The organism is Brevundimonas intermedia (assembly GCF_004614235.1).
In the GTDB taxonomy this organism is placed as follows: Bacteria; Pseudomonadota; Alphaproteobacteria; order Caulobacterales; family Caulobacteraceae; genus Brevundimonas; species Brevundimonas intermedia_A.
Window position 1 is genome coordinate 781,068 of the sequence record NZ_SPVH01000006.1, and the last position, 26,878, is coordinate 807,945.

Here is a 26,878-nt window from a genome sequence, read left to right on the forward strand (position 1 = left end):
GCCGCCCGCCTAGCCGGCCTTGCCGTAGCCCGGCCAATATTTCTTGCCGGCCCGCTCGTATTGCGGAGGCAGGCCCTCTTCGTCGCCCAGCGCCACGGCCGCATGATGCGCCCAGTTCGGATCGTCCAGCGCCGCACGGGCGATGGCGATCAGATCCGCCTGACCTGAGGCCACGATGTCCTCGGCCTGTTGCGGATCGAAGATCATACCCACGGCCATGACGTTGGCGTCCGGCGTCGCCGCCTTCACCGCCTGCGCGAACTGCAGCTGATAGCCCGGCTCGGCGCCCGGAATGTCGGCGCGCGCGACATTGCCGCCCGACGTCAGGTGCAGATAGTCATAGCCCATGTCGTGCAGCGCCTGACCGAAGGCCGTGACCTCGTCCAGCGCGATGCCGCCCTCGACCCAGTCCGACCCGTTGAACCGCACGCCCAGCGCCTTGGTCCGGGGCCAGGCGTCGCGCAGGGCCTGCGCGACCCGTAGCGGGAAGCGCGCCCGGCTCTCGAACCCGCCGCCGAAATCGTCGGTGCGGTGATTGGACAGGGGCGACAGGAACTGGGTCAGCAGGTAGCCGTGGGCGGCGTGCAACTCGACCAGATCGAACCCGGCCCGGTCGGCGCGGCGCGCGGCGTCCTCGAAGGCGGAGACGACGCGGTCCATGTCGGCCTGGCTCATCGCCGTCGGGGTGTGCCAGTCGTCCTTGAACGGTTCGGCCGAGGCGCTGAACGTCTCCCATGCGCCCTCGTCGGCGCCCAAGGCGCGACCGCCCTTCCACGGCGCGCTGGTCGAGGCCTTGCGCCCCGCGTGGCCCAGCTGAACCCCGATCGGCGTGTCGCTGTAGGTGCGGATGTCAGTGATGATTTGCGCGAAGGCGGCTTCCTGGGCGTCGTTCCACAGGCCGGTGTCGTCCGGCGTGATCCGTCCCGCGGCCTCGACCCCGGTCGCCTCCACGATGACCAGACCCGCGCCCGAGATCGCCAGCTTGCCCAGGTGCTGCACGTGCCAGGGCTGGGGCACGCCGTCGATGGCGGAATACTGGCACATCGGGGCGATGACGACGCGGTTCTTCAGCGTCAGGGGCCCCACGGCGCGGGGCGAGAACAGCAGGCTCATGAGAAACGATCCGATGGGAAGGGGAGGGACCGTAGCTATGGCGGTTGCAGACGCGTTCAAGCCCAGCCTGTCCGATTGTTCATCCAGCTTGCCGATTATTCACGTGTGCGGAACCGACCCGCGCGGCACAAAGGGCCAAGCTTTCAAAGGGGAACAACCAAATGCTTCGTCTCGCTCTCGCCATCGCCATCGCCGCTCCGCTGCTGTCGGGCTGCATCATCGTCTCGACCGAAAAGCCGACCACGCGGGTCATCACCGCCCCGGCCTCGGGTCAGTGATGCGGGGTTTCGCAAAGGGTCTGGCGGTCGCGGCCCTGGTCGCGCCGCTGCTGTCGGCCTGCGTCATCTATGACAGCGATGCGGGCGAGAACGTCTCGGTCAACGTCACGCGCAACGACGCCCCGCCGGCCGAGGCCATTCGCGAGGCCCGCTTTGCCGACGGCGCCCTGGTCGCGCGGGTCGATTCAAATGGCTGCACCCAGGCGTCGGATTTCGAAGTATCGGTGTCTGACGGCTCGCCTGCCGAAATCACCCTGCGCCGCACCAAACCGGACCTGTGCAAGGCTCTGGTCGCCGACGGCGTCGAACTTCGCTGGACCTACGCCGACCTGGGCCTGGAGCCCGGAACCCCGGCGCGGATTCTCAATCCGTTGAAGTAGGCGTCTCGAACACCGCCAGCATCGTGGGCGGAATGCGCTGGGGCCTCAGGGTCGCGGCGTCGACCAGCACCCATTCGGTGACGCCCTGGGCGCAGACGCGGCCCTGGGCGTCCTCGATGCGGACATAGCGAGTGAAGCGCGGACCCTGCGGATCGCCGACCCAGGTGCGGGCGACCACGCCCCGCGCGCCCGGCTCGATGCCGCGCAGATAGTCGATCTCGTGCCGGGTCGCGACCCACGACCATTTCGCCCGCGTCGCTTCGTCGAAGCGCGCGTTCCAGTGGGCCGTGCCAGCGTCCTGCAGCCAGCCGACATAGACGACGTTGTTGACGTGTCCATTGGCGTCGATGTGCTCGGGCCGCACGTCCAGCGGCACGACGAAGACCTCGCGGTCCTCGCGCGGGCTCAGCGTCTTGCGGGCCATCAGGCCTCGCCGAGCGGCACGCCCTTCTCGACCATCAGGGCCTGAAGTTCGCCGGCCTGGAACATTTCGCGGATGATGTCCGATCCGCCGACGAATTCGCCCTTCACATAGAGCTGCGGAATGGTGGGCCAGTCGGTGAAGCTCTTGACGCCTTCGCGCAGGGCTTCGTCCTGCAGCACGTCCACGCCCACGAAGGCGGCGCCGACATGATCCAGGATCTGAACCGCCAGGGACGAGAAGCCGCAGCGCGGCTGGTCCGGCGTACCCTTCATGAACAGCACGACGTCGTTCTGGGCGACGGTTTCGCCGATGAAGGCGTGGGCGGGATCGGCGGACTGGGCGGTGTCGGTCACGGGAAAGGCCTTTCGTGAAGCCCGTCAGCTAGGGAGCCGAGAGGGCGCGGTCAAGGCGTCCGCGACGATCTGTATGGCGCGGGTCGCTCTGCGTCAGGCGGCCTGGCTGGCGACGACGCGCGCCATCTCGATCTGCGCGGCCAGGCCAGGCGGCATGTCGCGCTCGGGCGCGGCGGCCAGTTGCGCCAGCCGTTCGGTGTCGGTGGCGTTGACGATCACGCTGGACACCGTCGGGTCGGTCAGGACGTAGGCCAGGCAGATCGCCTCGGCGGTCCAGTTCTGCGTGCGATACAGGAAGCCGAAGGCGTCCTTCTGCGGCGTATCCGGCGGTCGCTTCTGCGCGCCGATGCCGAACAGGCCCTTCTTCAAGACCGGCGCGATGCGCGGACCCGAGCGGCGGTCGGTGTAGAAGTCATAGGCGAAGACCGACATGTCCTGATCGCGCGCCGAGCGGATGCGATTGCGGACCTTCCAGTCGGCGTTGATGCCCAACGGGGTCAGCAGGGCGTCGAACGCGCCCGTCGAGACATAGGCGTCCATCACCTCGCCGCCGCCGGCTATGCCCAGCAGCTTGATGCGTCCCGTGGCCCGCATGGCCTTCAGCGCGCTCAGCGAGGACTGCGCCAGTTCGGTCTCGCCCGGCTCGTGCAGCACCGCCACGTCGATCCAGCCCAGACCTGAAAAGTGCAGCACCCGGTCGATGGCGGCGGTCATGCCCTGGGCGGAAAAATCCCGGTCTTCGCCCCGTCCGTCGCCGGCCCCCAGGGTCAGGCTGACATAGACCAGCTTGCGATCCACATGCGACAGGGCCTCGCCCAGCACCTCTGCCGCCACAGGGTCGGCGCTGTCCAGGCGGTAGCTGTTGACGCCCGCTTCCAGCGCCGAATACAGCAGGTCCAGACCCGCTTCACGCCCGCGCTTCAGCGCATCGGCGCCGAAGTTCAGTGTCAGGTTGGAGATGGCGGCGCCCGAGGCGCCGAAGGGCCTATAGCGCATCGGTCAGTTTCCCGCCTCGGGCGCCGAGGTTTCCAGCGCCAACGCATGAAGTTCGCCGCCCATCTGACCCTTCAGCGCGGCATAGACCATCTGATGCTGGCGCACGCGCGGCACGCCCGCAAAGGCGCTGGACACGATGCGGGCGCGATAGTGGTCGCCGTCGCCCGCCAGATCCTCGATCTCGATCTCGGCGTCGGCAAAGGCGTCGACCAGATGCTGGCGCAGCGTTTCCACGGACATGGGCATGGGCAGGGACTCGCGGTTCGTTCGACGCCAGTTTGCCCGATAATCCTTAATGGCGACCTACGCGCCGCAAACCGGCCGCTCGAACAGCTGAACCCTGTGATCCTTGTAGCTCGCGATCGCATAGGGGCGATAACCGACCCGCGCCGCCAGCTTCAGCGAGGCCAGGTTCTCTGGCGCGATCATGCAGACGGTGCGCCCGCCCAGCGTCCGGTCGGTCCAGCCCAGCACCGCCGTCAGGGCCTCCGCCGCATAGCCCTTGCCCTGGAACGCCGGCCCAATGCCCCAGCCCAGTTCGGGCGCCTTGAACGGCGGCTCCAGCTCCCGGCGATAGTCGAACACCCCCACGCTGCCCAGATAGACGCCGCCGTTGCGCAGCCGGATCGTCCAGTTGCCGTGGCCCATCGCCGCCCAATGGCCGATGTCGCGCAGCAGCCGGAACCAGACCTCCTCGCGCCCCAGCGCGCGGCCCATGATGTGGCGCGTGAAATCCTCGTTCGACCATAGTGTCAGCAGGTCGTCGAAATCCTCGGTCGAGACCGGGCTCAGCATCAGTCGTTCGGTCGTCAGTATTCTGTCGTTCACATCAGGCCCAGTTGCTTGAAGCTGGCCACCCCGTCGCGGCCCACGACCAGATGGTCGTGAACCTCCACGTTAAGTGCGCGCCCGGCCTGCACAACCTGTTTCGTGATCTCGACGTCGGCGCGGCTGGGCGTTGGATCCCCGGACGGATGGTTGTGCACCAGGATCAGGGCGCTGGCCGACAGCTCCAGCGCGCGCCGCACCACTTCGCGCGGATAGACCGGCGCATGATCGACCGTGCCCCGGTTTTGCACCTCGTCCAGGATCAACTGGTTCTTCTTGTCCAGATACAAGACGCGAAATTGCTCGCGCGGCTCGTGCTGCAGGGCGACCCGCACATAGGCCAGCAACGCCGTCCATGACGAGATTACCGGCCGTTTCGCCGTCGGCTCGCGTGCGATCCGCCGCGTCACGTCGAAGATCAGCTGCAGGTCCAGCGCGATCGCCCGCGTCGCCTTGCCGACGGCATAGCCCATCGACCGCGCGACCTGATCCTCGATCGCCTCGTGGCTGGCCGCCCCGATCCCCTCCAGTCCCCCGAACCGCGCCAGCAGATCCTTGGCCAGCGGCTTGGTGTCCTTGTAAGGCACGCTGCGGAACAGCAGCAGCTCCAGAAGTTCGTAATCGGGCAGGGCGCCCAGGCCCCCCTTCGCCGCCCGCTCGCGCAGCCGGTCGCGATGGCCGCTGTGGCGCGGTTTGGGTTTTGTGAGGATTTCGTCGGTCATACGCCGTCAGGCTCGCAGATGCGCAACCGTCACAGGATCGTGCGATCCGCGTGCGCGTGCAAGCTCGACGTGTGCGAACACTACCTTCTTTCGTCATCCTCCGGCGAAGCGCAGCGAAGACCGGGGGACCCAGCGGCGCCGAAGGCGATGCGTCCATCGGCATGATGTCAAATGAAAGCGTCTGCGGCAGGTTCGCGCTCGCGCGCGCCGCTGGGTCCCCCGGTCTACGCCGCAAGCGGCTTGCCGGAGGATGACGAAAGCCTGGAATCAGTTCGGCCGGAACAGCCCTGCCGGAGACGCCGTGAAAATCTCCAGACCGTCTTCCGTCACCCCGATGGTGTGCTCGCACTGGGCCGACAGGGACTTGTCGCGGGTCACGGCGGTCCAGCCGTCGGACAGGACCTTCACGTGCGGCTTGCCCAGGTTGACCATCGGCTCGACGGTGAAGAACATTCCGGGCTTCAGCACCGCGCCCTCGCCGCGACGGCCGTAGTGCAGGACGTTGGGGCTGTCGTGGAAGACCCGGCCGATGCCGTGGCCGCAGAAGTCGCGCACCACGCTCATGCGCTGGGCCTCGACGAACTTCTGAATGGCGAAACCGATGTCGCCGAAGGTGTTGCCCGGCTTGACCTGCTCCAGGCCCAGATCCAGCGACTGATAGGTCACGTCGATCAGCTTCTTGGCCCGCGCATTGATCTCGCCGACCGCATACATGCGGCTGGAATCGCCGTGCCAGCCGTCGACGATGACGGTGTGGTCGATGTTGACGATGTCGCCGTCCTTCAGCACCCGGTCGCCGGGAATGCCGTGACAGACCACGTGGTTGATCGATGTGCAGACGGTCTTCTCATAGCCCTTGTAGCCCAGGCAGGCGGGCAGGCCGCCGTTGTCCAGGGTGAACTCGCGCACCAGATCGTCGATCGTGCTGGTCAGGACGCCGGGCTTCACATGCGCGGCGATCATGTCCAGCGCCTCGGCGACCAAACGGCCCGCCTTGCGCATGCCTTCGAAGTCTTCGGCTTGGTGGACACGAATGGCGCTAGAGCGGACCAGGACGTCGGTTTCGATTTCGGGCGTTTCGTACATGGGGCGATCGGTCTGCAAAAGGCGGGGATACGGCGCAATCCGTTCGCCGCAGATGGTCGTTATAGCATGAAACCTCAACCCCGAGTTTGGATTCCCGCATGACCGACGTCGATCCCACTGCCGGGCCCATTGCTGGGCCCACCGCCGCCGTGCTGGTCATCGGCGATGAAATCCTGTCGGGCCGGACCCAGGACACGAACACCAACACCATCGCCCGCTTCTTGGCCGCGCTGGGGATCGACCTGATGGAGGCGCGGGTCGTCACCGACGACCACGACCGGATCATCGAGGCGCTCGACGCGCTGCGGTCGCGCTGGGACTATGTCTTCACCACCGGCGGCATCGGCCCCACGCACGACGACATCACCGCCGACGCCGTCGCGGCGGCCTTCGGCGTGGCCCTGCCCGAACATCCCGAGGCCCTGGCGATCCTGGCGCGCCGCTATGGCGACGACTTCAACGCCGCGCGCCGTCGCATGGCCCGCATTCCTCAGGGCGGGGCGCTGATCGCCAATCCGGTCACCGACGCGCCCGGCTTTCACGTCGGCAATGTCTTCGTCATGGCCGGCGTGCCCAGGATCATGCAGGCGATGCTGGAGGACGTGGCGCCGCGTCTGCGCACCGGCTCCGTCGTTCATGCCCGGACGCTGAAGGTCAGCGGGGTGGGCGAGGGGGCTGTGGCGGATGTGCTGCGGGCCGCCGCAAATCTGCGTCGTGACCTGTCGTTCGGCAGCTATCCGTTCGGCCACGGCAGCGTCGGTGAGATCGGAACCCAGCTGGTCATCCGTGGCCGTGACGCGGGCCTGGTCGAGGCGGCGGCGCAAGATTTGATCGCCGAACTGCGAAATATGGGCATCGATGTTGCCGCAACGTAACCTCTCGAAGCCGTGATCATGTGCGGCTCAGGCGCCACGGTTTCGCCCGTTTCCGGTCCGATGGGGGCCTTGCCCGCAACGCTTTCGCGCCGTGAACGCTGAGTGGGCTCCTCCCCGGATCGACCGCGCGTAAAGCGGTCGACGTTTACTTAGGTGTTTGAAATGACCTCCAGGAACTTCGCCCGCGTGGGCGGGCTCGCCCTGACGACCGTGCTGCTGGCCGGCGTCGCCGCCCCGGCCATGGCCGGCTCCTTCTATGTTCAGGAACAATCGACGCGCGCCCAGGGCCGCGCCAACGCCGGCGTCGGCGCCGACAAGGGCGTTCAGTCCCTGTGGTGGAACCCCGCCGCCATCGCCGGCACGCAACGCGAAGTCTATCTCGGCATGCACGGCCTGATCCTGGACTCCGACGTCGATAACCGCGGCTCCACCCTCAGCTACAATCTGCCCGCTCCGACCCCGCCGTTCCCGGCCGGCACGATTCTCAGCGGCTCGACCGTCGTCGCCGGCGATCCGCACGTCCATGACGTGGTCGAAAGCGGCATCGTGCCCAACTTCGCCGTCTCCATGCCGATCGGCGACCGCTTCAACGTCGGCCTGGCCGTTCAGGCGCCCTACAACTTCACCACCAAGTACGAACAGCCCGACTTCGCGCGTTACGACGCCCTGACGTCCGAGCTGCGCTCGGCCAACGTCAGCCTGGTCGCCGCCATGACGGTCACCGACTGGCTGGACATCGGCGCCGGCTTCGACGCCCAGTACGCCAAGGCGACCCTGTCCTCGGCTCTGCCGAACCTGCCGACCGTTGCTGGCGTGGCTCCGCTGGTGCTGATCCCTGCAGCGACCGACGGCCGCAACCAACTGGAAGGCGACGGCTGGGATTACGGATGGAACGCCGGCGCCCAGATGCACTTCGGCAAGCTGGACCTGGGTCTGTCCTACCGCTCCAAGATCGAGCACGAGCTGGAAGGCACCGTGAACATCTCGGGCCTGACCGGCGCCCTGGCCGCCGCCAACGTCTCGGCTGACGGCGTCGCCAGCTTCAACACGCCCTGGTACGCCACCGTCTCGGCCCGTTACGCCGTCAACGATCGCCTGACCCTGAACGCTCAGGTCAACCAGATCGGCTGGAGCGAGTTCGACGCCATCCGCGTCGCCTACGGAGCCACCGGCTCGTCGACCATCGTTCAGGACTATGACGACGTCACCACCGGCTCGATCGGCTTCGACTACAAGATCGACCCGACCATGACGGTCCGCGCCGGCTTGGGCTACGACCCGACCCCGACCTCGGACGACCACCGCACCGCCCGTATCCCGGACGGCGACCGCTGGCTCTACGCCGCCGGCCTGTCCAAGACGGTCGGTTCGATGACCTTCGACGGCGCCGTGACCTACATCGACATCGACACCGCGCAGATCAACGACACGCGCGACGTCTATGGCAACGGCCTGGTCATCTCGAACCTGCGCGGCGAGGCCAAGGGCTCGGGCGTCGGCTTCTCGATGGGCGCGACCTGGGCCTTCTAAGGTCCGCACACGCCTGACATGAGAACGGCGGCTCCTTCGCAGGAGCCGCCGTTTTTTATTGTCTCAAGATGAAGGCGGGGCGCGAACCCCGCCGTTCGATCCTACGCCTTGGCGCCGCCGACATAGCCCTTGCCGCCGTTGGACGGGCGACGACGGGGACGGCGCTTCATTTCGCCTTCCGCCGGCTTGACGTTGTCGTTGATCGACGGGACGCGCTCGCCGGCCAGGGGGTTGTAGGCGCGTTCGGGACGCGGGGCCGCCGGGGTCTCGCCGGGACGGGCGCGACGCTGGCGATGCGGCTGGCCGCCGCCTTCCGGGCGCACGCCGTCGCGATGCGGGACGCGGCTGCGTCCACGACCGCCACGGCCTTCGCCACGGTTGCCTTCGTTGCGGTCGCCGCCTTCGCGTTCCGGCATGGTCGCCTTCTTGCCGACGCCGGTCGCCATGATGGTGGCGTCCAGCTGGCCCAGGGCCTTGTCGTTGCGGCGGTCGATGGCCGGGATCTTCTGACGCGTGACCTTCTCGATATCCTTCAGCAGCTTCATCTCGTCGCCGGCGACGAAGCTGACGGCGGTGCCGTCCTTGCCCGCCCGCGCGGTGCGGCCGATACGGTGGACATAGCTTTCCGGCACGTGCGGCAGTTCGAAGTTCACGACGTGCGAGACGCCGTCCACGTCGATGCCGCGTGCGGCGATGTCGGTGGCGACCAGGACGCGCAGCTTGCCGGCCTTGAAGGCGGCCAGGGTGCGTTCACGCTGGGGCTGGGACTTGTTGCCGTGGATGGCGCCGGCTTCGACGCCGCCGGCTTCCAGATAGGCCGCGACCTTGTCGGCGCCGTGCTTGGTCTTGGTGAAGACCAGGCAGCGCGTGTATTCGGGATCCGAGAACATCTCGGTCAGCAGGGCGCGCTTGCGGCCCTGTTCGATATAGACGACCGACTGGCTGATGCGCTGCACCGTGGTCGACTGCGGCGTGACCTGGACCTTGACCGGGTCCTTCAGCAGCTCACCCGCCAGCTTGCCGATCTCGCTGGGCATGGTCGCCGAGAAGAACAGGTTCTGGCGCTTGGCCGGGATCTTGGAAACGATCTGGCGGATCGGCTTGATGAAGCCCAGGTCCAGCATCTGGTCGGCCTCGTCCAGCACGAAGATCTCGGTCGAGGACAGGTCCAGGTTCTTCTGCTGGATGTGGTCCAGCAGGCGGCCCGGCGCGGCGACCAGGATGTCCAGACCCTGTTGCAGGGCCCGCTCCTGACCGCCGTATTTCACGCCGCCGAAGATGACCGCGACCCGGAAGCCCAGGTGGGCGCCATAGGCCTTGAAGCTGTCGCCGATCTGGGTGGCCAGCTCACGCGTGGGGCTCAGGACCAGCACGCGCGTCGTACGCGGCTTGGGGGCGATGCGGTTCTCGGCCAGGCGGTGCAGGATCGGCAGGGCGAAGGCGGCGGTCTTGCCGGTGCCCGTCTGGGCGATGCCCAGCAGGTCCTTGCCGGCCATGACGTCGGGGATGGCTTTTTCCTGGATCGGGGTCGGCGTGGTGTAGCCGGTCGAGGCCAAGGCCTGCAGCAGGGCCTTGTTCAGGCCCATGGATTCGAAGGTGATGCTCACAGTGTGTCTTTCGCGTAGCGGCGACGCGCATCGGCCATGGCATGACGCCGTCGGGCCGCGCACCGCCAGTCCCGACGGGGCCTCAAGGAATGAGGCCTGCGGGGTGGATCGGGCGCCGCCCCGCGTGTCCGGGCAGCGAATGGATATGAGGGGCCGGCGGCTTCTACAGACAGGTCTGGATCAGACCCACACGCGCTGGAGACGCCGGAGATCGCGATTGTGCGACGCAGCGCAAATGGGCGCTTATCGCCGATAAGTCAACTGCCGCACACATCAGGGGGCGTATCGCGTCGCCGCCTCGGGCAGGCCGTCGGGCAATCCGATGGCCGCGCGCCAGTCCTCGGGATGCAGCCGCGCCATCTCCAGATCCAGCCAGGCCAGCGGCTTCAGCCTGCCGTCCTCGTCCCAGAACCGTTCCGCCCACGGCTGTCCCCTCTCGCGCGCCCGCGCCCGGTCCCGCGCCGTCGCCTCCGGCCCCAGATGCGTCGCCCGCCAGTGATACAGCCACGGAATATGCCAGTGGGGCGCGCGGGTCAGCCGCTCGTCCTGCATCGCCGCCGCCAGACACTCCGCCAGCGCTCGCGCATCCTCCAGCTGGGCGGAAAAGGCGTCGCGCCGCGCCTGGATATGCCGGTCCCAGCCTTCCGCCGGCTCGATCGGCCCCGCCTGCGCCGGATCGGGCCGTTTCCACCCCTCCGCCTCGCGCCGCTTCCACAGGGCATGGACCCCCACGTCATAGCGCGCGGCGACCGAGCGCGCGGTCTCGCCGTCCTCCCACGCCTTGCGAACCTCGGCCCAGACGGCGTCCGGCCGGATCTTGCGATGTATGCCCTGGCTCATGGGGAAAGGGTCGTCGCACGCCCCTGCGTCATCATCGGACGCAAGCCTCGCCCCGCGCCGATTTAGGATAGCTGGCGCGCCGTACCTGACATGTCGCGACGTGGAAAATCAGGTCTCTAGCCTCGAAAATCGCCCGTCTTCCGGCCTGAGGTAGAGACCGCCCCACACTGTCCGCATGGAAAAACGCCGATACAAGATCAAACCGCCCGAGGTCTGGACCCAGGTCCGACAGGACTATCTCTCCGGCCTCGACGCCAAAACCGTCGCCGCCCGCCACGGCGTCACCGAGGCCGCCCTGCGCGCCCGCGCCACCAAGGAGGGCTGGTCGCGCCACCCGCGCACCGAGACCCCGCCGCCCGCGCCCCAACCCCTGTCGTCTCAGGACGCGGCCGACCTGTCGCCCCCCTACTCCAGTGATCCCGCCGCCCTGGCGCGCGCCGCCGCCCAGGCCTCGGCCCCGGCGGTGACATAGGTGGTGCGCGGGTGGGCCTTCATCGCCGCCGCACCCCGGCCTGCAGCCGCGCGGCCTGCCGCTCCAGCCGGGCCAGCAGGACATCCTGCATCTTCCCCGGCGCCCCGGCCTGCATCATCTTCTGCAGGCGCAGCATGCTCTCCAGCAGGCTCTGCGCCTCTGCCATCCGCGCCGCCACCCGCTCCAGCGGCTGCGCCCCCTTCCCGTCCCGTGCCGTCATCCAATCCTTCCCCGCCTCACCGCCGGACCTGATGCCCGGCCCCACCATTATGCTCCCGCCCGCCCCCGTGCTGAGAAAGAGGAGTCCGGAAGGACCGGCCGGGGACGCAAGGTGTTGAAAGGACGGGGGGTCGCGACGACACACCCCGTGTTCCGGCGTGATGGGAATAAAGTTTCAGGGCTCAGGCGCGCGAGGGTCGGGAAGGGTCGACGAAGGGCGCGAAGGGGCGGGAGGATGGGGGTCGGGCATGTTTCGACGCGGCATCGCCGCTAACATTGTTGCTTACATGGGGATGAGGAGAAGGGGGATATGCAGACAGATGTCGACCGCACGCCGAATCACTTCCAATCTACGCCCATGACAAATCTCGACGCCAACGCAGTGGCTATCGGTGTAGCCACCCACATCTACGATAGTTTGGCTGCCAGCGCAGCAGCGCGCCTGAAGTCAAGCTTAACAAAAGTAAAGGCAAAGTTGACTAGCGAACTCGGCGTTTACGCCAACGCCGTTTTGCGCCGTACCTTATGGGTGAAAACAATCGTTCATCCAGACGAGTCTGTACACATCGACGATATCTATGTGCCGCTCTCTTATGAGATATCCGGCGACGCCGCTACTGACACTTCTATAAGGTCAGCGTTCGACGCTGGCGGAAAGCTGCTCATATTTGGGACGGCGGGCGGCGGCAAGTCTATGCTTATTAAGAAAATATGCTCAGACCTTTTGCGATCCAATCAAGCGAGAATTCCAATATTTTATGAGCTGCGCTATCTAAATAAGCTAGAGAGTAAAGACCTAAACTCCGCTTTACTGAAATCTATTACGGAGCATGCGCCATCTTACACCGGAGAGATGCTAGCTTCATCTTTGAAATCCGGGAGATTCGGATTGATCCTAGATGGGTTTGACGAAATCGACCATGATTTTAGGCAGAAGATTGGGATTCAAATAGAAGAGATTGTCAATAAGTACCCCGGACTTCCAGTAATCATCACATCCCGACCCGAAGACAATCTTCCCGGATTAGGATCATTTTCGACCTATCACGCTTTAAGAATGTCGATAGACCAGACTTTATCTTTGATATCAAAGATTGATTATGACGACGAGAAGAAATCGGCATTCCTTGATGATGTAAGGTCAAGGCTATATGCCGAGCATCAAGACTTTATGTCAATACCACTAATGGTATCTATGATGCTATTAACCTACTCTTACTATTCTGAAATACCGGCCAAAATACATATATTTTATAGGCAGGCATTTGACGTGCTTTCACAACGGCACGACAGGAGCAAGGGCGTTTACACTAGAAAATCATACTCCGGCTTATCTCCAGACGAGTTCCGCGACACGTTCTCATATTTTTGTGCATCGACTTATTTGGAAAACAGGTACGAGTTTGGCGAGGGAGAAGCAAGCGACCATATCGAAAAGTCACTTTTATATTTCGACTTTTCTGCGAAAGCTGAAGATGTAAAGACTGACCTGGTAGAGTCGTCGTGTCTACTACAAAGAGATGGAATAAATATTACATTTGTCCATCGCTCATTTCAGGAATATTTTACGGCTGTTTTTATCTCTAAACTGAATGATGAACAGGCTAGAATGATGATAGACCCTCTCGTTAATCGGGCTGAATCGGATAGCGTTTTGGAAATGCTGCTTGAGATGTCTCCGAACTTTTTTGAGCGCGCATGGGTTCTGCCAACAATTGATGATTTATTATCTCATGTGAGGGCGCAAAACGATCAATATGATCCTTTTGATGCAATACCTGATATATTTGACAAAATAAGCATAGGTGATGATAAGGTCACTGCTGGCAATGCTGAGACCACGAAGGGCAATCAGGCTATGGCTCTTTGGATGCTTTATGACATCCATCGTCTTGCCGATCAGTGGCGAGAGCCTGACGAACCTTTTCGCGCCCTCTCAGCTATTTCAAAAGATAAAGATGTAGAGTCTGAGTTCCTTCACCTCGTCGGGGATTCTGAAATGTACTTGCAGTTCAAAAGAACTGGACAAGCCACCGAGCTGCACGACGACGATCCGGGCTCGTTGGTGGAACTCGAATATGCTTCGACGTCACTTAGAACAGCACTGCTCGCTCATAAGGGCATAGATCGCGAAATTCGAGCCTGGAAGAAAATCAAGAACGATATCGAAAAAAGGAATCGTGGGCAGGGAGCATCACTAGCATCGATTATTAGCGCCGCTGCTAACTAGATGTTCTTCCAGCATATCCACGTCGGTACTGTCGCAATTACCGATAGGTTTGCTAGTAACCCTGCGCTATAGGCCCTCGGCCTGCTTGTAGGCACGGGCAAGGAAATTGAGACCTCCATCACGGTCGGTATGTTTTCGCTCTGATGCCGGCATCGGGTGTGGTCGATGCGCACCGGTACGGCCAAGGTAGCCGAGTTCATGCTGAGCGGACACAAGCGGAGGGTCGGTGTTGTCGGCCAGGGCGTCGGACATAATCGGCAGGATGATGCTGCTGGGTCTTACTGAGCCTACGCACCGCAAATCCCTGTCTCAGCCTGAATCTAGGACCTACAGCCGCCCCTTCCTGAACCGCTCCTGCGCTTCCGCCGCCGCGTCCGCGCGCCATCGCTTCGGCGCCGACTTGTCCACCTCTTCCCCCGCGCCGGTCAGGGCTTCGTTGGCGAACTCCAGGTCCATCAGCTTCATGCGCTTGATCTCGTCGCGCAGGCGGCCGGCTTCCTCGAACTCCAGGTTGGAGGCGGCCTCGCGCATGCGGCCTTCCAGGTCGCGCAGGGCGGCCTGGAAGTTGGAGCCGACGAAGGGTTTGGAGGCCTCGGCCACGCCCGGCCGGGTGATCCGGTCCATCTCGCGCGACTCATAGGGGCTGGCCATGATCTCCTTGATGTCGCGCTTGACGCTCTCGGGGGTGATGCCGTGTTCGGTGTTGTAGGCGACCTGGCGTTCGCGGCGGCGGTCGGTCTCGGCGATGGCGCGCTCCATACTGCCGGTCATGCGATCGGCGTACAGGATGACGCGGCCGTCCACGTTGCGCGCGGCGCGGCCGATGGTCTGGATCAATGAGGTCTCGGAGCGCAGGAAGCCCTCCTTGTCCGCGTCCAGGATGGCGACCAGGCCGCACTCGGGGATGTCCAGACCCTCGCGCAGCAGGTTGATGCCGATCAGACAGTCGAACGATCCCAGACGCAGGTCGCGCAGGATCTCGATCCGCTCCAGCGTGTCGACGTCGGAGTGCATGTAGCGGACGCGCACCCCCTGTTCGTGCATGTATTCGGTCAGGTCCTCGGCCATCTTCTTGGTCAGGGTGGTGACCAGACTGCGGTAGCCCTTGGCGGTCGTCGCCTTGACCTCGTCGATGACGTCGTCGACCTGGTTGCGGGTCTTGCCCGAGACGGGGCGGATCTCGACCGGCGGGTCGATCAGGCCGGTGGGGCGGATCACCTGTTCGACGAAGACGCCGCCCGCCTGTTCCATCTCCCACGGGCCGGGGGTGGCGCTGACATGAACCGTCTGGGGGCGCATGGCCTCCCATTCCTCGAACTTGAGCGGGCGGTTGTCGATGCAGGAGGGCAGGCGGAAACCGTATTCCGCCAGCGTCGATTTGCGGCGGTAGTCGCCCCGGAACATGCCGTTGATCTGGCCGATGGTGACGTGGCTCTCGTCCACGAACAGCAGGGCGTTGTCGGGGATGTATTCGAAGAAGGTGGGCGGGGGCTCGCCCGGCGCGCGGCCGGTCAGCCAGCGGGAATAGTTCTCGATGCCGGCGCAGCTGCCGGTGGCCTCCATCATCTCCAGGTCGAAACGGGTGCGCTGTTCGAGGCGCTGGGCCTCCAGCAGTTTGCCGTTCTCGACCATCCAGTCCAGCGTCTCCTTCAGCTCGGCCTTGATGCCGCTGGTGGCCTGGTTCAGCGTGGGGCGCGGGGTCACATAGTGGCTGGCGGCGTAGACGGTGATCTCGGTCAGGTCGGCGGTCTTCTTGCCGGTCAGGGGATCGAACTCCTGGATCGCCTCCAGCTCGTCCCCGAACAGGCTGATGCGCCAGGCGCGGTCCTCCAGGTGGACCGGGAAGATTTCGATCACGTCCCCACGCTTCCTGAACATGCCCCGGTCGAAGTTCAGGTCGTTGCGCTTGTACTGCAGCGCGATCAAATCCGCCCGCAGCTTCCCCTCATCGATCTGGTCTCCGACCTTCAGCGTGAACGTCATCGCCGTATAGGTCTCAACCGACCCGATGCCGTAGATGCAAGACACCGACGCCACGACGATGACATCTTCGCGTTCTAGTATAGCCCGAGTAGCTGAGTGCCGCATCCGGTCGATCTGCTCATTGATCGATGAATCCTTCTCAATGTAGGTGTCGGTTCGCGGAACGTAAGCTTCCGGCTGATAGTAATCGTAGTAGCTTACGAAGTATTCTACGGCGTTGTCCGGGAAAAAGCTCTTGAATTCGGAATAGAGCTGGGCCGCCAGCGTCTTGTTTGGGGCCAAGATCAGGGCCGGGCGCTGCGTCTGTTCGATCACCTTGGCCATGGTGAAGGTCTTGCCAGACCCAGTGACGCCCAGCAGCACCTGGTCGCGGTCACCCGCCCCGGCCTGGGCCACCAGTTCGGCGATGGCGGCGGGCTGGTCGCCGGCGGGGGTGTATTTGGTTTCAAGCCGGAAGCGCCCGCCCTTCTTCTTGCCCTCGTGCGAGGGGCGGTGCGGCACCCAGTCGGCCGGCGCCGCGATGGGCTCCTCCGGCGTCAGGCGCGGGCCGGTGACGGGGGCGAACATCGGCATCTTGCCCCCGTTCGCGGCGTGGTCGCGCTTGAAGGCGACGGCGGCCTCGCGCACGCCCGGGTCGGGTGTGTGGACCGGCTTGGAAGGCTTGGCCGCGGGGGGCTTCGGGGTCGAAGAACGGTTCATGAACAGAACTTAGTGCGCGGCGGGCAGCGGCGCCAGAGAGGCGCGCGCAGCGCCGCCGATGTCGGTTCAGGGCGTAAAAATGGCGGCAAAGCGGCGTTATGTAGAAATATAATGCCACATTGCGTCGCGGCATATGCTGTTTCACGCTCAATTTCACCATTTCTCGTACAATTTTGCGACTTTTTAGTTGCGGTATGTAGTGCATGTGCCTAACACCGTCACAGAACGGATTTGTTTGACGTACCGGTGGTACATATCCGCGATATCTAGCTGTTGCCCTAAGTATTGTTCAATACTGTTTGTGAATGAGGCGTATGCGTACTCGTAAAAATCACCTTCTGTCGTCGACCATGGTCGGCGGAATTGTGGCAGCTTCGCTGTCCATGCTTTCTGCACCTGCTGTACTGGCTCAAGATGCAGCCGTTGCTCAGGCTGACGAGTCCACCAGCGTCGAGGACATCGTCGTCATTGGTTCGCGCATTCGCCGCGACAATTACAACGCGCCTTCCCCGACCCAGGTCGTGACGCGCGAAGAAGCGACCCTGCAGGGCTTCGCCTCAACCACGGAAGCGCTGCAGAGCACGGCTGTCACCGGCGGCACCTCGCAGATCAACAACTCCTATGGCGGCTACGTCACCGACGGCGGTCCGGGCGCCAACACCATCGGCCTGCGCGGCATGAGCCCCAGCCGCACCCTGGTGCTGCTGAACGGTCGCCGTGTCTCGCCGGCCGGTTCGCGCGGCTCGGTCGGCGCCGCCGACCTGAACGTCCTGCCCACCGCCATCATCGACCGTGTCGAAGTGCTGCGCGATGGCGCTTCGTCGGTCTATGGTTCGGACGCCGTCGCCGGCGTGGTCAACATCCAGACCCGCCAGAACTTCGAAGGCTTGACCATCGAAGCCCAGCGCAACGAGCCGCTGGAAGCCAATGGCGCGGGCGGATCGACCCGTCTGTCGCTGACGGCCGGCGTCCAGGGCGATCGTTGGCGCGCCGCCGGTTCGGTCGAACGCTACGAGCGTGACGAACTGACCCTGCGCGACCGAGAGTTCACCCGTTGCCAGACCGATGGTTTCCGCAACGGCCAGGACTTCATCGACCCGCTGACCGGCCAGTCGAAATGCTATCCGATCACCACGACCGGCTCGAACGGCGTGTCGATCAATACTGTCTCGCTGGGCGTAGAAGGCACGCCGAGCGCCAGCGGCGCGAGGACGTTCGTCGGCGTGGCGGGCGCCGGGGCGCCCGGCTCGGTCGGGACGGTGTTCAACCGCTGGCGTCCGAACGCAGGCGTCGCCGGCGGCGTGCCCGGCTTCGAAGGCGTGGGCGGCGGCGCGAACGATCTGAACGTTCGCGACACGTTCGAAGACCGCATGCTGAACGAGTCGCTGATCTCGCCGGTCGAGATCACGACCCTTTACGGCGAGGTCGGCTACGACCTGCAAGCGTTGGGCAATGCGGAGATCTACGGCGAGGCGCTGTTCAACCAGCGCAAGTCGTCGCAGACCGGCTATCGTCAGCTTGCGCTGGACTATGCCAAAGGCAGCCCGCTGATCCCCGACAGCTTGGCGTTCAGCACGGTCTCGGGCGACCAGGGCCTTAACAAAGGCCAGGATGTCGGCGTCCGCGCCTTCATCGGCTTCGGCAACGACAATTCCGAACAGGAAGTCGATTTCGGCCGTTACGTCGTCGGCATCAAGGGTGACTTCTTCCTGCCGGAATGGCGCTATGACGCCTACGCCAGCTATTCGCGGTCCAAGTCGACCTACACGAGCGAGCAGTTCCTGACGGATCGCCTGATCGAGACCCTCGACGTGGTCGGCGACGCCCAGACCGGTTTCCAATGCGCTCAACTGGCCTCGAACCCCGGTTGCGTCGCCGCTCCCGCTCTGAACGCCCAGACCATCGGCGGCGTGCTGCCGCAGGATTGGGTCGATTATGTCTTCCGTCCGGTGACCGGCACGACCGAGTTCGTCGAAAAGGTCGTCAGCTTCGGCATCGACGGCCCGCTGTTCAGCCTGCCTGCCGGCCGCGTCATGGGCTTCTTCGGCGCTGAATGGCGTGAGTCGGAAATCGACGACACTCCGGGCCTGGATAGCCAACTGGGCAACACCTACAACTTCTCGACCTCGGCCATCACGCGTGGTTCGGACTCGGTGAAGGAAGTGTTCGGCGAAATCGAAGCCCCGCTTCTGGTGGACCTGCCGGGCGTGCGCGAACTGACCCTGAACGGTTCGTTCCGCTACACTGACTATGACTCCTACGGCGACGACACGACCTACAAGATCGGTCTGGTCTATCGTCCGATCGACTGGGTCACCGTTCGCGGCACCTACGGCACCTCGTATCGCGCCCCGGCGCTGTTCGAACAGTTCGTCGGCGCCACCTCCGGCTTCCTGGCCAGCACCAACGATCGCTGCAACAACTACGGCGCGCCGAACGTGAACCCGAACCGTGTCGCCAACTGCACGGCCGAAGGTCTGGCGGGCGACTTCCAGTCGACCAATAGCGTCCAGGTCATCACGGCGGGCGGCGCCGACGCCGGCCTGTCGGCCGAAACCTCGACCAACATGACCGTCGGCCTGGTGATCCAGCCGCCTCTGCCCTCCAGCTGGGGTGATCTGGCCTTCGCCGTCGACTATTATGAGATCGAGGTCGAAAACGGCGTGTCGCGCACCGGCGCAGGCGAAATCCTGACTCGCTGCTACGATTCCAACCCGGAAGAATTTGCAGCCGACGCCGGCTTCTGCCGCCTGATCACACGCGATCCGGCCGACAACAGCCTCACGGTCTCGGATAGCTACGTCAATCTGGCCACCGACAATGTGAAGGGCCTCGACTACACCGTGCGTTACCGCAAGGATGTCGGCCCCGGCACGGCGCTGTTCAACCTGGCGGTCACCCAGTACACGGAAATTTCGAGCAAGCTGTTCGCCGAAGACCCGCTGGAAGACTTCACCGGCATGGTCAACAATCCGGAGTTCACCGGAACGGCCGACGTCTCCTACGCCTGGGACAAGTGGCGCGTGCGCTACGGCGTCGAATGGATCCAGGGATCGGACAGCTACGAGTACTATGGCGAAGATCCGGCGACTTCGGACTACGACCTGGAAGTTGGCGATTACTGGCTGCACAACGCTTCGGTGCAATATTCGGCCAACGGCTGGACTGCGACCGCGGGTGTGCGCAACCTGTTCAACGAAGATCCGCCCACCGTTTCGTCGGGCGTGTACAACCGGGTCGGCAACGCACCGCTGTACTCGGGCTACGACTACCTGGGCCGCACGGCCTTCGTGAACCTGACCAAGTCGTTCTAAGAACGGTCTCGTTCAAGACGGCAAAGGGCGGCGGACTTAGGTCCGCCGCCCTTTTCTTTTGCGTAGCGACCGATTGACTCCCTCGCACAGTATGTCGCATACACTGTGTGTCACACACTATGTGACGTACGGAGGTGGCGGGTGAGCCAGAACGATGAGGCGCTGCTGTTCGAGAGCTTGCGGCTGGAGCTGCGGCGGGGATCGTTGATCCTGGCGGTGCTGGCGAGCTTGCGGCGCGAGCAATACGGCTATTCGCTGAGGGTCGCCCTGGGCGAGGTCGGGGTCGAGATGGAGGAGAGCACCCTCTATCCGCTGCTGCGCCGGCTGGAGAGCCAGGGGCTGCTGGACAGCGAGTGGCGCGAGGAGGAGCGGCGCAAGAAACGGTTCTATCGCCTGTCGCCACGCGGCGAGGCGATGCTGGCGCGGCTGGCGACCGAATGGCGCGGCCTGTCGGCCTCGCTGGAGAAGATGCTGTGAACACCGCGAAAGAGGGAGAGACGGGCATGGACCTGGTCGAACGTTATCTGAAGACCTTGGCGGCGCAGTTGCCCAAGGACAGTCGCGACGACATCGTCGCCGAGCTGCGCGACGAGATCATGGGGCGGATCGATGCGCTGGAGGCCCGTTTGGGTCGTGCGCCGACCGACGACGAGGTCGAGGCCCTGCTGCGCGAGGTCGGGCATCCCCTGACGGTGGCGGCGCGCTATCGCTCAGGGCCGCAGGCTCTGATGGGGCCGGAGCTTTATCCCTGGTGGATGTTCGGGGTGAAGGTCGGTCTGACGGTCATGGCCTGCGTGACCCTGATCGGGCTGGCGGTGCGGGTGCTGGTCGGCGACGTCTATGTGGGTCAGGCCATCGGGCAGGGGATCGCCAGCCTGTTCAGCGGGGCCGTGACCATCGTCGGCCTGCTGACCGTCGCCGGCTTCATTTTGGAACGCCAGGAGAAGAAGCCGGACTTCATCGCCAGATGGCGGGTCAAGGATCTGGGCATGTTCGAACTGGGCGGCGATTTCGACGCCGAACAGTGGGGCCAGAAGCTGGCGCGCGGCGACTGGTCTTCGTCCAAGGCCAAGCCTGAGTCCAAGCCCGGCCCCGAGGTGCGCAAGAGCGCCGAGATGTCGCCGGTCGCCCGCGCGGTGGCCAGCGCCATCGGCTGGGCCGTGGTGCTGCTGTGGTGGACGGGCCTGCTTCAGGTCGCGCCGATCCGGCCAGAGGATCTGGCGGGCGTCGTCGACGGCCTCGATTACGGGCGGATCCTGGGCGAGATGGTGCGCGCCGCCTATTGGCCGGTCGCCCTGTTCGCGGCCTGTCGCGTCGGGTTCGACCTGATGCGGGCGGCGTCGGGCGGAAATGTGCGGCTGACGGCGTTGGGCGATCTGGTGTTCGGGATCGCGGCAGCCTGGGGGCTGTTGTGGGTCTGGTTCTGGTCGGCGTTGTCGCCGCTGATCTGGGTCGGAACCGTCACCGACTTCGTGGAACGGGTGCGGGTGCTGATCGGCCGCTCGGGCGACGATGTGGGCGGGGTGGCGACGATCCTGATGGTCGTGGTGGTCTGGGCCTTCGCTGCCGAGGTGGTGCGGATGGTTCGGGCGGCGGCGCGACTGGTCGTGGGGCGCTGAAAATCAGCCCCTTCCGCAACGGGAGGGGCTGAACCTTCGGACGATTGCGCCGTTGGGGCCAAGCGGCGCCATTCTGGACCGCATCGGGGCTGGGTTATCGCGTGACATTACAACAGGGTTTGGCGTTCGGCCTGGTCGGGTTGACGGTGGCGGCCTTCATCTGGGGCCGTTTCCGCTATGACCTTGTGGCGCTGGCGGCGCTGGTCGCGGGCCTCGCCATCGGCGTGATCCCGGCGGAGGACGCGTTCGCCGGCTTCGCCAACGACGTGACGGTGATCATCGCCTGCGCCTTGGTGGTGTCTGCGGCCTTCGCCCGGTCCGGCATCGTCGAGATGGCGTTGAAGCGGATCCTGCCGCACCTCAAGACCGAACGCAGCCAGGTTCCGGTGCTGACCACGGCGGTGACCCTGCTGTCCATGGTGACCAAGAACGTCGGGGCCTTGGCGATCATGATGCCGGTGGCGCTTCAGGTCTCGCGCAGGACCGGCACGCCGCAGTCGCGGCTGCTGATGCCGATGGCCTTCGGCGCCATGGCGGGCGGCATGGTCACCTTGGTCGGCACCTCGCCCAACATTCTGGTCGCGGAGGTGCGTCAGGACATCGTCGGCCAGCCGTTCCAGATGTTCGACTATGCGCCCGTCGGTCTGGCGCTGACGGCGGCGGCGCTGGTGTTTCTGGCGTTCGGCTATCGGCTGCTGCCCAGGGACCGGACCGGGACGCTGGGCCTGTCGGCGGCGCTGTCGGCCAACGCCTATCTTACCGAGGCGCGTGTGCCCGACGACTGGACGCTGGAGCCGGCCACCATCACCGCCCTGTCGGCCCTGGCGCCGGACGAGATCCGGGTCATGGCCCTGATCCGCGAGGGCAAGCGTCGCGCCCGTCCCCGGGGCAATACGATCGTGCGCGCCGGCGACACCCTGTTGCTGAAGGGCGACCAGGAGGCGCTGGAAGGCTTCATCGACGCGACGAAGCTGAGCCTGGTTCGGGGCGACAGGCCCGTTCTGCTGGAGCAGGCCAAGGACGAGGTGCATCTGGTCGAGGCGGTGGTGGGCGCAGACTCGCCGCTGACGGGGCAGTCTGTGCGGCAACTGGACCTCTATGGCCAGCATGGGCTCAATCTGCTGGGCGTGTCGCGCAGCGGCTATGAACTGACCCAGCACCTGCGCACGGCCAAGCTGCAGGCCGGCGACGTGCTCCTGCTTCAGGGCTCCGAGGCGTCATTGCCCAAGGTGCTGACGGCCTTGCAACTGTTGCCGCTTGCCGAGCGCGAGGTGCGGCTGGGCGGCAAGCGACGCAAATATCTGCCGGCGGTGGTGCTGGCGGCGGCGATGGTGATGGTGGGGTTCGGCATCCTTCCCGTGGCCATCGCCTTCTTCGGCGCGGCGGTCGTGATCGTGGCCCTGGGCGGCTTGCGGATGCGGGACGCCTATGCGGCGTTGGACGGGCCGTTGCTGGTCCTGATCGCGGCGCTGATCCCCGTGTCCGACGCCATCCAGCAGACCGGTGGGGCCGACCTGATCGCCAGCCATCTGAAAGCGCTGTTCGAACGCATCCCGCCGGTGGTCGCCGTGGCGGGGATGATGGCCGTGTCGATGGCGGTCACGCCCTTCCTAAACAACGCCGCCACGGTTCTGGTCGTGGCGCCCATCGCCGGTGTTCTGGCCCAGCAACTTGGTCATCGGCCCGACCCCTTCCTGATGGCGGTTGCGGTGGGGGCTGCGTGCGATTTCCTGACCCCCATCGGACACCAGTGCAACACCATGGTCATGGGGCCGGGCGGCTACAAATTCTCGGACTATCCGAAGCTGGGTGCGCCGTTGAGCCTGCTGGTGCTGATCATCGGTCCGCCGATGATCCTGCTGTTCTGGCCCATGTGACGATCGCCTCTTGACGACGTGTAACCTATAGGTGATATGTCACCTGAAGGTTACTTATAACTCAGGGAGGCAAAACCATGCAAGACGAACAGGCGATCCGCCTGATGGAATCGAAGCGGGCGGCGAAATGGCGTTGGGCGATAGGCCTGGCGGCAGTCAGCACAGCCGCTGTGATCGGCGGCGTCGCGGTCGGGGTTCGGGTCGATGGCGACCTGGCCACCGCCGCCGGCGCGGTGACGGGCGCCGGGGCCGTGATCCTGGTTGCGGCGCTGGCCTTGGCGTGGTGCACACGGCCAGGACAGTCGGTGGAGGCGCTTATGCGCCGCCAGGGGACGAGCCGAGATCAGTTGCAGAAGGCGCGGACGCGTCAGTTGATCATCTTCCCGTTCGTCATGCTGGCCTTCATGTTCCAGGCCCATCTGGCCATGCAGCAGGTTCTGGCCGGGCAGGGGAACTGGGGACATTATCTGCAGGTGTCATTGCCGGTCCTCTACGGCTGGGTCGTGCCCCTGATCGTGATGGGTTGGGACTGGACCACGCGAAAGCACCGCAGCCTGCTGGACGACGAACTGACCCAGTCGATGCGGGCGCAGGCGATGGTCCTGGCGTTCGTGGTGCTGATGGGCGGGGCGACGGTCGCCCTGGCTCTCGGCATGTGGCGACCGGCCTATGGCGTCGCCGCCCTGCCTTATGTGCTGGCCATCGGCGGGGCGACGGCGGGACTGCGGTTCGCCTGGCTGGATCGGGAGGCCGAGCGCGGTGGGTGATCCGAGATTGGGATCGCGCCTGAAGGAGGCGCGGCTGGCCGCCGAACTGACCCAGGCCGGACTGGCCGACAAGGCCGGCGTGTCGCGCAAGACCATCAATACGGTCGAGAACGGCGTCTTCGTGCCCTCCACCGTCCTGGCGCTGGAACTGGCGCGCGCGCTGGACACGACGGTGGAGGCGCTGTTCTTCCTCAAGGACTGATCCGATCCCAGATCCGATCCATGTCCGAAAACCGCGAGACATCTCGGGGCGGCGGGGGCATCCTGTCCTCATGGAACAGCCCCTGGATCAGGACGCCTGCTGGCGCGCCGTCGTGGCGCGGGACGTCCGCTTCGACGGGCGTTTCTTCACCGGTGTGACCTCGACCGGGATCTATTGCCGGCCGGTCTGTCCGGCGCGAACGCCGAAGCGGCAGAATGTGGTCTTTCATCCGACGGCGGCGGCGGCCGAGGAGGCGGGGCTTCGGGCCTGTCTGCGCTGCCGGCCCGAAACGGCGCCGGAAATGGGCGCCTGGCGAGGCGCGTCGAATACGGTCAGCCGGGCGCTGGCCATGATCGAGGCGGGGGCGCTGGACAGGGGCGATGCGGAGGCGCTGGCGACCCGGCTGGGCATGGGCGAGCGGCAACTGCGCCGCCTGTTCCGCCAGCACCTGGGCGCCGCCCCGGTCAGCGTGGCCCAGACGCGGCGCGTGCTGCTGGCCAAACAGCTGATCCACGAAAGTGACCTGTCGATGGCGGAGGTGGCGATGGCTTCCGGCTTCGGCAGCGTGCGACGGTTCAATGAGACATTCCAGGCCCTCTACGGCCGCGCGCCGTCGGACCTGCGCCGGCGCAAGGTCGAAGGCGAGCCGGGCGGGGCGATCAAGATCGGCCTATCCTATCGCCCGCCCTATGACTGGGCCGCCATGATGACGACGCTGGCGATGCGCGGCGTCGCGGACGAGGCGGTGGTCGATGATGTCTGGACCCGGCGGCTGCGCATCGATGTGGATGGCACGGACGGGGCTGTGACGGTGCGCCCCGCCGCCATGGGCAGGGCGGCGGTCGAGGTGCGGGTCGGCGAGCTGACGGCCTTGCCCGGCGTTCTGGCGCGGGTGAGGCGGGTGTTCGATCTCGCCGCCGATCCCGAGGCGATCACGCGCGACCTGTCAGCCGATCCCGTCCTACGGGCGGCCGTCGAGGCCCGGCCCGGACTGAGGCCTGCGGGCGACTGGATCGACGCGGGCGAGGATGCGCCCAGCGATCGGCTGACGACGACGGATGCGGCCTTGATGGCGCGCGCGGAGCAGTGGCGGCCGTGGCGGGCCTATGGCGCCCTGTACTGGCCCCTGATCGAGGAGCGGCGACATGACAAAGCAGCCTGAGATGCATCTGACCCTGGACCGAATCCCGTCGCCCGTGGGCGAGGTGCTGGTCGTCACCGACGCGGGCGGGGCGGTGCGGGCGCTGGATTTCCACGACTACGAGGCGCGGCTGCGGCTGCTGCTGCGTCGTCACTATGGCGAGGTCGTCCTGACCGAGGGCCGCGCGCCTCAGCGGGTGCGTCAGGCCGTCGAGGCCTGGTTCGGCGGAGACCTGACCGCCTTCGACGCTGTCGAGGTAAAGACCGGCGGCACGGATTTCCAACGCTCCGTCTGGCGGGCCCTGCGGGATATTCCCGCCGGCGAGACGCGCAGCTACGGCCAGCTGGCGACCGCGATCGGCGCACCCAAGGCGGTGCGGGCGGTCGGCCTGGCCAACGGCGCCAACCCGGTCGGGGTCATCGTGCCCTGCCATCGCGTGATCGGGGCCAACGGAACGCTGACGGGCTATGCGGGCGGGCTGGAGCGCAAGCGCTGGCTGCTGGCGCATGAGGCGGGCGGGCGGTTGCTTTAGCGCCGCGTGAACCGTTCGGGCGGCAGGGCGGCGTGGGTGAAGCGGGCCCGGCGCACCGCGCCCTTGAAATAGTTCACCCGGTTCATGCGGCAGCCAACCGAGGCGCGACCCGGCCCTTGGGGCTTGAACGGCACGGCATGTTCGCCCTGCAGCACGCCGTCGACATAGGCCCTGTACATGACGCCGTCGAAGGTCTGGGCGACGTGGAACCACTGGCCGCAAGGGTAGAGGCGCTCGGGAAAGATCAGGGTGTGGTTGTAGCCGGGGCCGCGCGTGAAGGCGTCCAGGTACCAGCGATCCTGAACCACCCGGATCTCGAACAGGAAGCGCGTCTGGGACGGGGGCTGACCGGCGGGCGCCTCTTCGGCGAGATGGAACCAGCGCTGCTCGAAGGCGCCGCCGTCGGGCCGAAACAGGGCTTCGAAGGTAAAGGTCTCGGCCCCGGCCAGCGGGTGATCCTCGATGAACAGGGCGTCGTCCACGCCGTCGAACAGCACCGCGCGACCATAGGGACTGTCGATCAGGACGGGCGCGCCCTCGACGCTGGTCGCGACCCCGCCGATGTCTGCCAACCGATCAAAGGTCCACACCGTCCGGCGCGGCGCGGCGGTCCCCATCGTCGCACATCCCGGCAGAATCGCGCCCGCGACGCCCGATGCGCCCAAGGCCATCAGGCGGCGGCGGTCGAGGGGCAGGGCGTCAGGCATGGTTCGATCTCACGGCGGTTTTGTCGCGCGACACTATGGGAATGGCCGCGCGAGGCAACGGCCTGCGCTCCGGTTCGTTATCGG

26 protein-coding genes are annotated in these 26,878 nt (G+C 65.5%); 13 read left to right on the plus strand and 13 right to left on the minus strand.

Annotation, left to right across the window (positions count from 1 at the left end):
- Positions 1 to 9: 9 nt before the first annotated feature.
- Positions 10 to 1,113, minus strand: coding sequence for an NADH:flavin oxidoreductase/NADH oxidase (locus EGY25_RS10120; RefSeq protein ID WP_135194852.1), 1,104 nt, complete (start codon positions 1,111 to 1,113; stop codon positions 10 to 12).
- 277 nt (positions 1,114 to 1,390) lie between these two features.
- Here EGY25_RS10120 and EGY25_RS10125 point away from each other — a divergent pair, with 277 nt between their 5' ends.
- Complete coding sequence (locus EGY25_RS10125; RefSeq protein ID WP_167762532.1) at positions 1,391 to 1,771, plus strand: hypothetical protein; 381 nt, start codon at positions 1,391 to 1,393, stop codon at positions 1,769 to 1,771.
- Here EGY25_RS10125 and EGY25_RS10130 read toward each other — a convergent pair.
- From EGY25_RS10130 to map, 7 genes are all read right to left on the minus strand, one after another.
- Entirely contained in the window at positions 1,755 to 2,195 is a 441-nt protein-coding gene (locus tag EGY25_RS10130) for an acyl-CoA thioesterase (protein ID WP_135194854.1), read from the minus strand. The two genes, EGY25_RS10125 and EGY25_RS10130, sit on opposite strands and share 17 nt — an antisense overlap.
- Complete coding sequence (gene grxD / locus EGY25_RS10135) at positions 2,195 to 2,548, minus strand: Grx4 family monothiol glutaredoxin (protein ID WP_135194855.1); 354 nt, start codon at positions 2,546 to 2,548, stop codon at positions 2,195 to 2,197. The genes EGY25_RS10130 and grxD overlap by 1 nt, the downstream gene beginning before the upstream one ends.
- Before the next feature lie 93 nt (positions 2,549 to 2,641).
- Positions 2,642 to 3,544 (minus strand): aldo/keto reductase, encoded by a 903-nt coding sequence (locus EGY25_RS10140; protein ID WP_135194856.1) that lies wholly within the window; start codon positions 3,542 to 3,544, stop codon positions 2,642 to 2,644.
- 3 nt (positions 3,545 to 3,547) lie between these two features.
- Complete coding sequence (locus EGY25_RS10145) at positions 3,548 to 3,790, minus strand: BolA/IbaG family iron-sulfur metabolism protein (RefSeq protein ID WP_135194857.1); 243 nt, start codon at positions 3,788 to 3,790, stop codon at positions 3,548 to 3,550.
- Between the two features lie 57 nt (positions 3,791 to 3,847).
- Positions 3,848 to 4,372 (minus strand): GNAT family N-acetyltransferase, encoded by a 525-nt coding sequence (locus tag EGY25_RS10150; protein ID WP_135194858.1) that lies wholly within the window; start codon positions 4,370 to 4,372, stop codon positions 3,848 to 3,850.
- Positions 4,369 to 5,094, minus strand: a complete 726-nt coding sequence (gene radC / locus EGY25_RS10155) for a RadC family protein (RefSeq protein ID WP_135194859.1) — start codon at positions 5,092 to 5,094, stop codon at positions 4,369 to 4,371. The genes EGY25_RS10150 and radC overlap by 4 nt, the downstream gene beginning before the upstream one ends.
- Positions 5,095 to 5,361: 267 nt before the next feature.
- Positions 5,362 to 6,180 carry a type I methionyl aminopeptidase gene (gene map, locus EGY25_RS10160; protein WP_135194860.1) on the minus strand — a complete coding sequence of 273 codons (819 nt, stop codon included), beginning with the start codon at positions 6,178 to 6,180 and terminating at the stop codon, positions 5,362 to 5,364.
- A 98-nt stretch (positions 6,181 to 6,278) separates the two neighbouring features.
- Between map and EGY25_RS10165 the strand changes: the two genes are divergently transcribed.
- Positions 6,279 to 7,055 (plus strand): competence/damage-inducible protein A, encoded by a 777-nt coding sequence (locus tag EGY25_RS10165; protein WP_135194861.1) that lies wholly within the window; start codon positions 6,279 to 6,281, stop codon positions 7,053 to 7,055.
- A gap of 162 nt (positions 7,056 to 7,217) precedes the next feature.
- Positions 7,218 to 8,585 (plus strand): OmpP1/FadL family transporter, encoded by a 1,368-nt coding sequence (locus EGY25_RS10170; RefSeq protein WP_135194862.1) that lies wholly within the window; start codon positions 7,218 to 7,220, stop codon positions 8,583 to 8,585.
- A 101-nt stretch (positions 8,586 to 8,686) separates the two neighbouring features.
- Here the strand turns inward: EGY25_RS10170 and EGY25_RS10175 are convergent, their stop codons facing one another.
- Both EGY25_RS10175 and EGY25_RS10180 read right to left on the minus strand, forming a co-directional pair.
- The gene (locus EGY25_RS10175; RefSeq protein ID WP_432417371.1) at positions 8,687 to 10,192 is read right to left on the minus strand and encodes a DEAD/DEAH box helicase; all 1,506 of its coding nucleotides are present in this window, start codon (positions 10,190 to 10,192) and stop codon (positions 8,687 to 8,689) included.
- 273 nt (positions 10,193 to 10,465) lie between these two features.
- Positions 10,466 to 11,032 (minus strand): hypothetical protein, encoded by a 567-nt coding sequence (locus tag EGY25_RS10180; protein WP_135194863.1) that lies wholly within the window; start codon positions 11,030 to 11,032, stop codon positions 10,466 to 10,468.
- A 175-nt stretch (positions 11,033 to 11,207) separates the two neighbouring features.
- Here EGY25_RS10180 and EGY25_RS10185 point away from each other — a divergent pair, with 175 nt between their 5' ends.
- Positions 11,208 to 11,504: a hypothetical protein gene (locus tag EGY25_RS10185; protein ID WP_135194864.1), complete on the plus strand. Its 297-nt coding sequence runs from the start codon at positions 11,208 to 11,210 to the stop codon at positions 11,502 to 11,504.
- Positions 11,505 to 11,523: 19 nt separating this feature from the next.
- Here the strand turns inward: EGY25_RS10185 and EGY25_RS10190 are convergent, their stop codons facing one another.
- On the minus strand, positions 11,524 to 11,724 hold the full coding sequence (locus tag EGY25_RS10190; RefSeq protein ID WP_135194865.1) for a hypothetical protein: 201 nt from the start codon (positions 11,722 to 11,724) through the stop codon (positions 11,524 to 11,526).
- A 309-nt stretch (positions 11,725 to 12,033) separates the two neighbouring features.
- On the opposite strand from EGY25_RS10190, the gene EGY25_RS10195 reads away from it, so the two are divergent.
- A complete protein-coding gene (locus tag EGY25_RS10195) occupies positions 12,034 to 13,953 on the plus strand; it encodes an NACHT domain-containing protein (RefSeq protein ID WP_135194866.1) in 1,920 nt (639 codons plus the stop codon).
- A gap of 327 nt (positions 13,954 to 14,280) precedes the next feature.
- Here EGY25_RS10195 and uvrB read toward each other — a convergent pair whose 3' ends face one another.
- On the minus strand, positions 14,281 to 16,635 hold the full coding sequence (uvrB, locus tag EGY25_RS10200; protein ID WP_135194867.1) for an excinuclease ABC subunit UvrB: 2,355 nt from the start codon (positions 16,633 to 16,635) through the stop codon (positions 14,281 to 14,283).
- A 383-nt stretch (positions 16,636 to 17,018) separates the two neighbouring features.
- Here uvrB and EGY25_RS10205 point away from each other — a divergent pair, with 383 nt between their 5' ends.
- The 8 genes from EGY25_RS10205 to EGY25_RS10235 all read left to right on the plus strand — a co-directional run bounded on the left by EGY25_RS10205 (position 17,019) and on the right by EGY25_RS10235 (position 26,087).
- A complete protein-coding gene (locus tag EGY25_RS10205; protein ID WP_245159427.1) occupies positions 17,019 to 19,949 on the plus strand; it encodes a TonB-dependent receptor domain-containing protein in 2,931 nt (976 codons plus the stop codon).
- Between the two features lie 141 nt (positions 19,950 to 20,090).
- Entirely contained in the window at positions 20,091 to 20,426 is a 336-nt protein-coding gene (locus tag EGY25_RS10210) for a PadR family transcriptional regulator (protein ID WP_135194868.1), read from the plus strand.
- Positions 20,423 to 21,568, plus strand: coding sequence for an HAAS signaling domain-containing protein (locus EGY25_RS10215; protein ID WP_245159429.1), 1,146 nt, complete (start codon positions 20,423 to 20,425; stop codon positions 21,566 to 21,568). The genes EGY25_RS10210 and EGY25_RS10215 overlap by 4 nt, the downstream gene beginning before the upstream one ends.
- Before the next feature lie 101 nt (positions 21,569 to 21,669).
- Entirely contained in the window at positions 21,670 to 23,445 is a 1,776-nt protein-coding gene (locus EGY25_RS10220; protein WP_167762533.1) for an SLC13 family permease, read from the plus strand.
- A 77-nt stretch (positions 23,446 to 23,522) separates the two neighbouring features.
- Positions 23,523 to 24,212 (plus strand): hypothetical protein, encoded by a 690-nt coding sequence (locus EGY25_RS16560; protein WP_167762502.1) that lies wholly within the window; start codon positions 23,523 to 23,525, stop codon positions 24,210 to 24,212.
- Positions 24,213 to 24,219: 7 nt separating this feature from the next.
- On the plus strand, positions 24,220 to 24,414 hold the full coding sequence (locus tag EGY25_RS10225) for a helix-turn-helix transcriptional regulator (RefSeq protein ID WP_348521857.1): 195 nt from the start codon (positions 24,220 to 24,222) through the stop codon (positions 24,412 to 24,414).
- A 70-nt stretch (positions 24,415 to 24,484) separates the two neighbouring features.
- Positions 24,485 to 25,576 (plus strand): bifunctional transcriptional activator/DNA repair enzyme AdaA, encoded by a 1,092-nt coding sequence (locus EGY25_RS10230; RefSeq protein ID WP_135194869.1) that lies wholly within the window; start codon positions 24,485 to 24,487, stop codon positions 25,574 to 25,576.
- Positions 25,560 to 26,087, plus strand: a complete 528-nt coding sequence (locus EGY25_RS10235) for a methylated-DNA--[protein]-cysteine S-methyltransferase (RefSeq protein ID WP_135194870.1) — start codon at positions 25,560 to 25,562, stop codon at positions 26,085 to 26,087. Before EGY25_RS10230 ends, EGY25_RS10235 begins: the two co-directional genes overlap by 17 nt.
- Here EGY25_RS10235 and EGY25_RS10240 read toward each other — a convergent pair.
- Entirely contained in the window at positions 26,084 to 26,794 is a 711-nt protein-coding gene (locus EGY25_RS10240; RefSeq protein ID WP_135194871.1) for a LamG-like jellyroll fold domain-containing protein, read from the minus strand. The two genes, EGY25_RS10235 and EGY25_RS10240, sit on opposite strands and share 4 nt — an antisense overlap.
- Between the last annotated feature and the right edge of the window lie 84 nt (positions 26,795 to 26,878).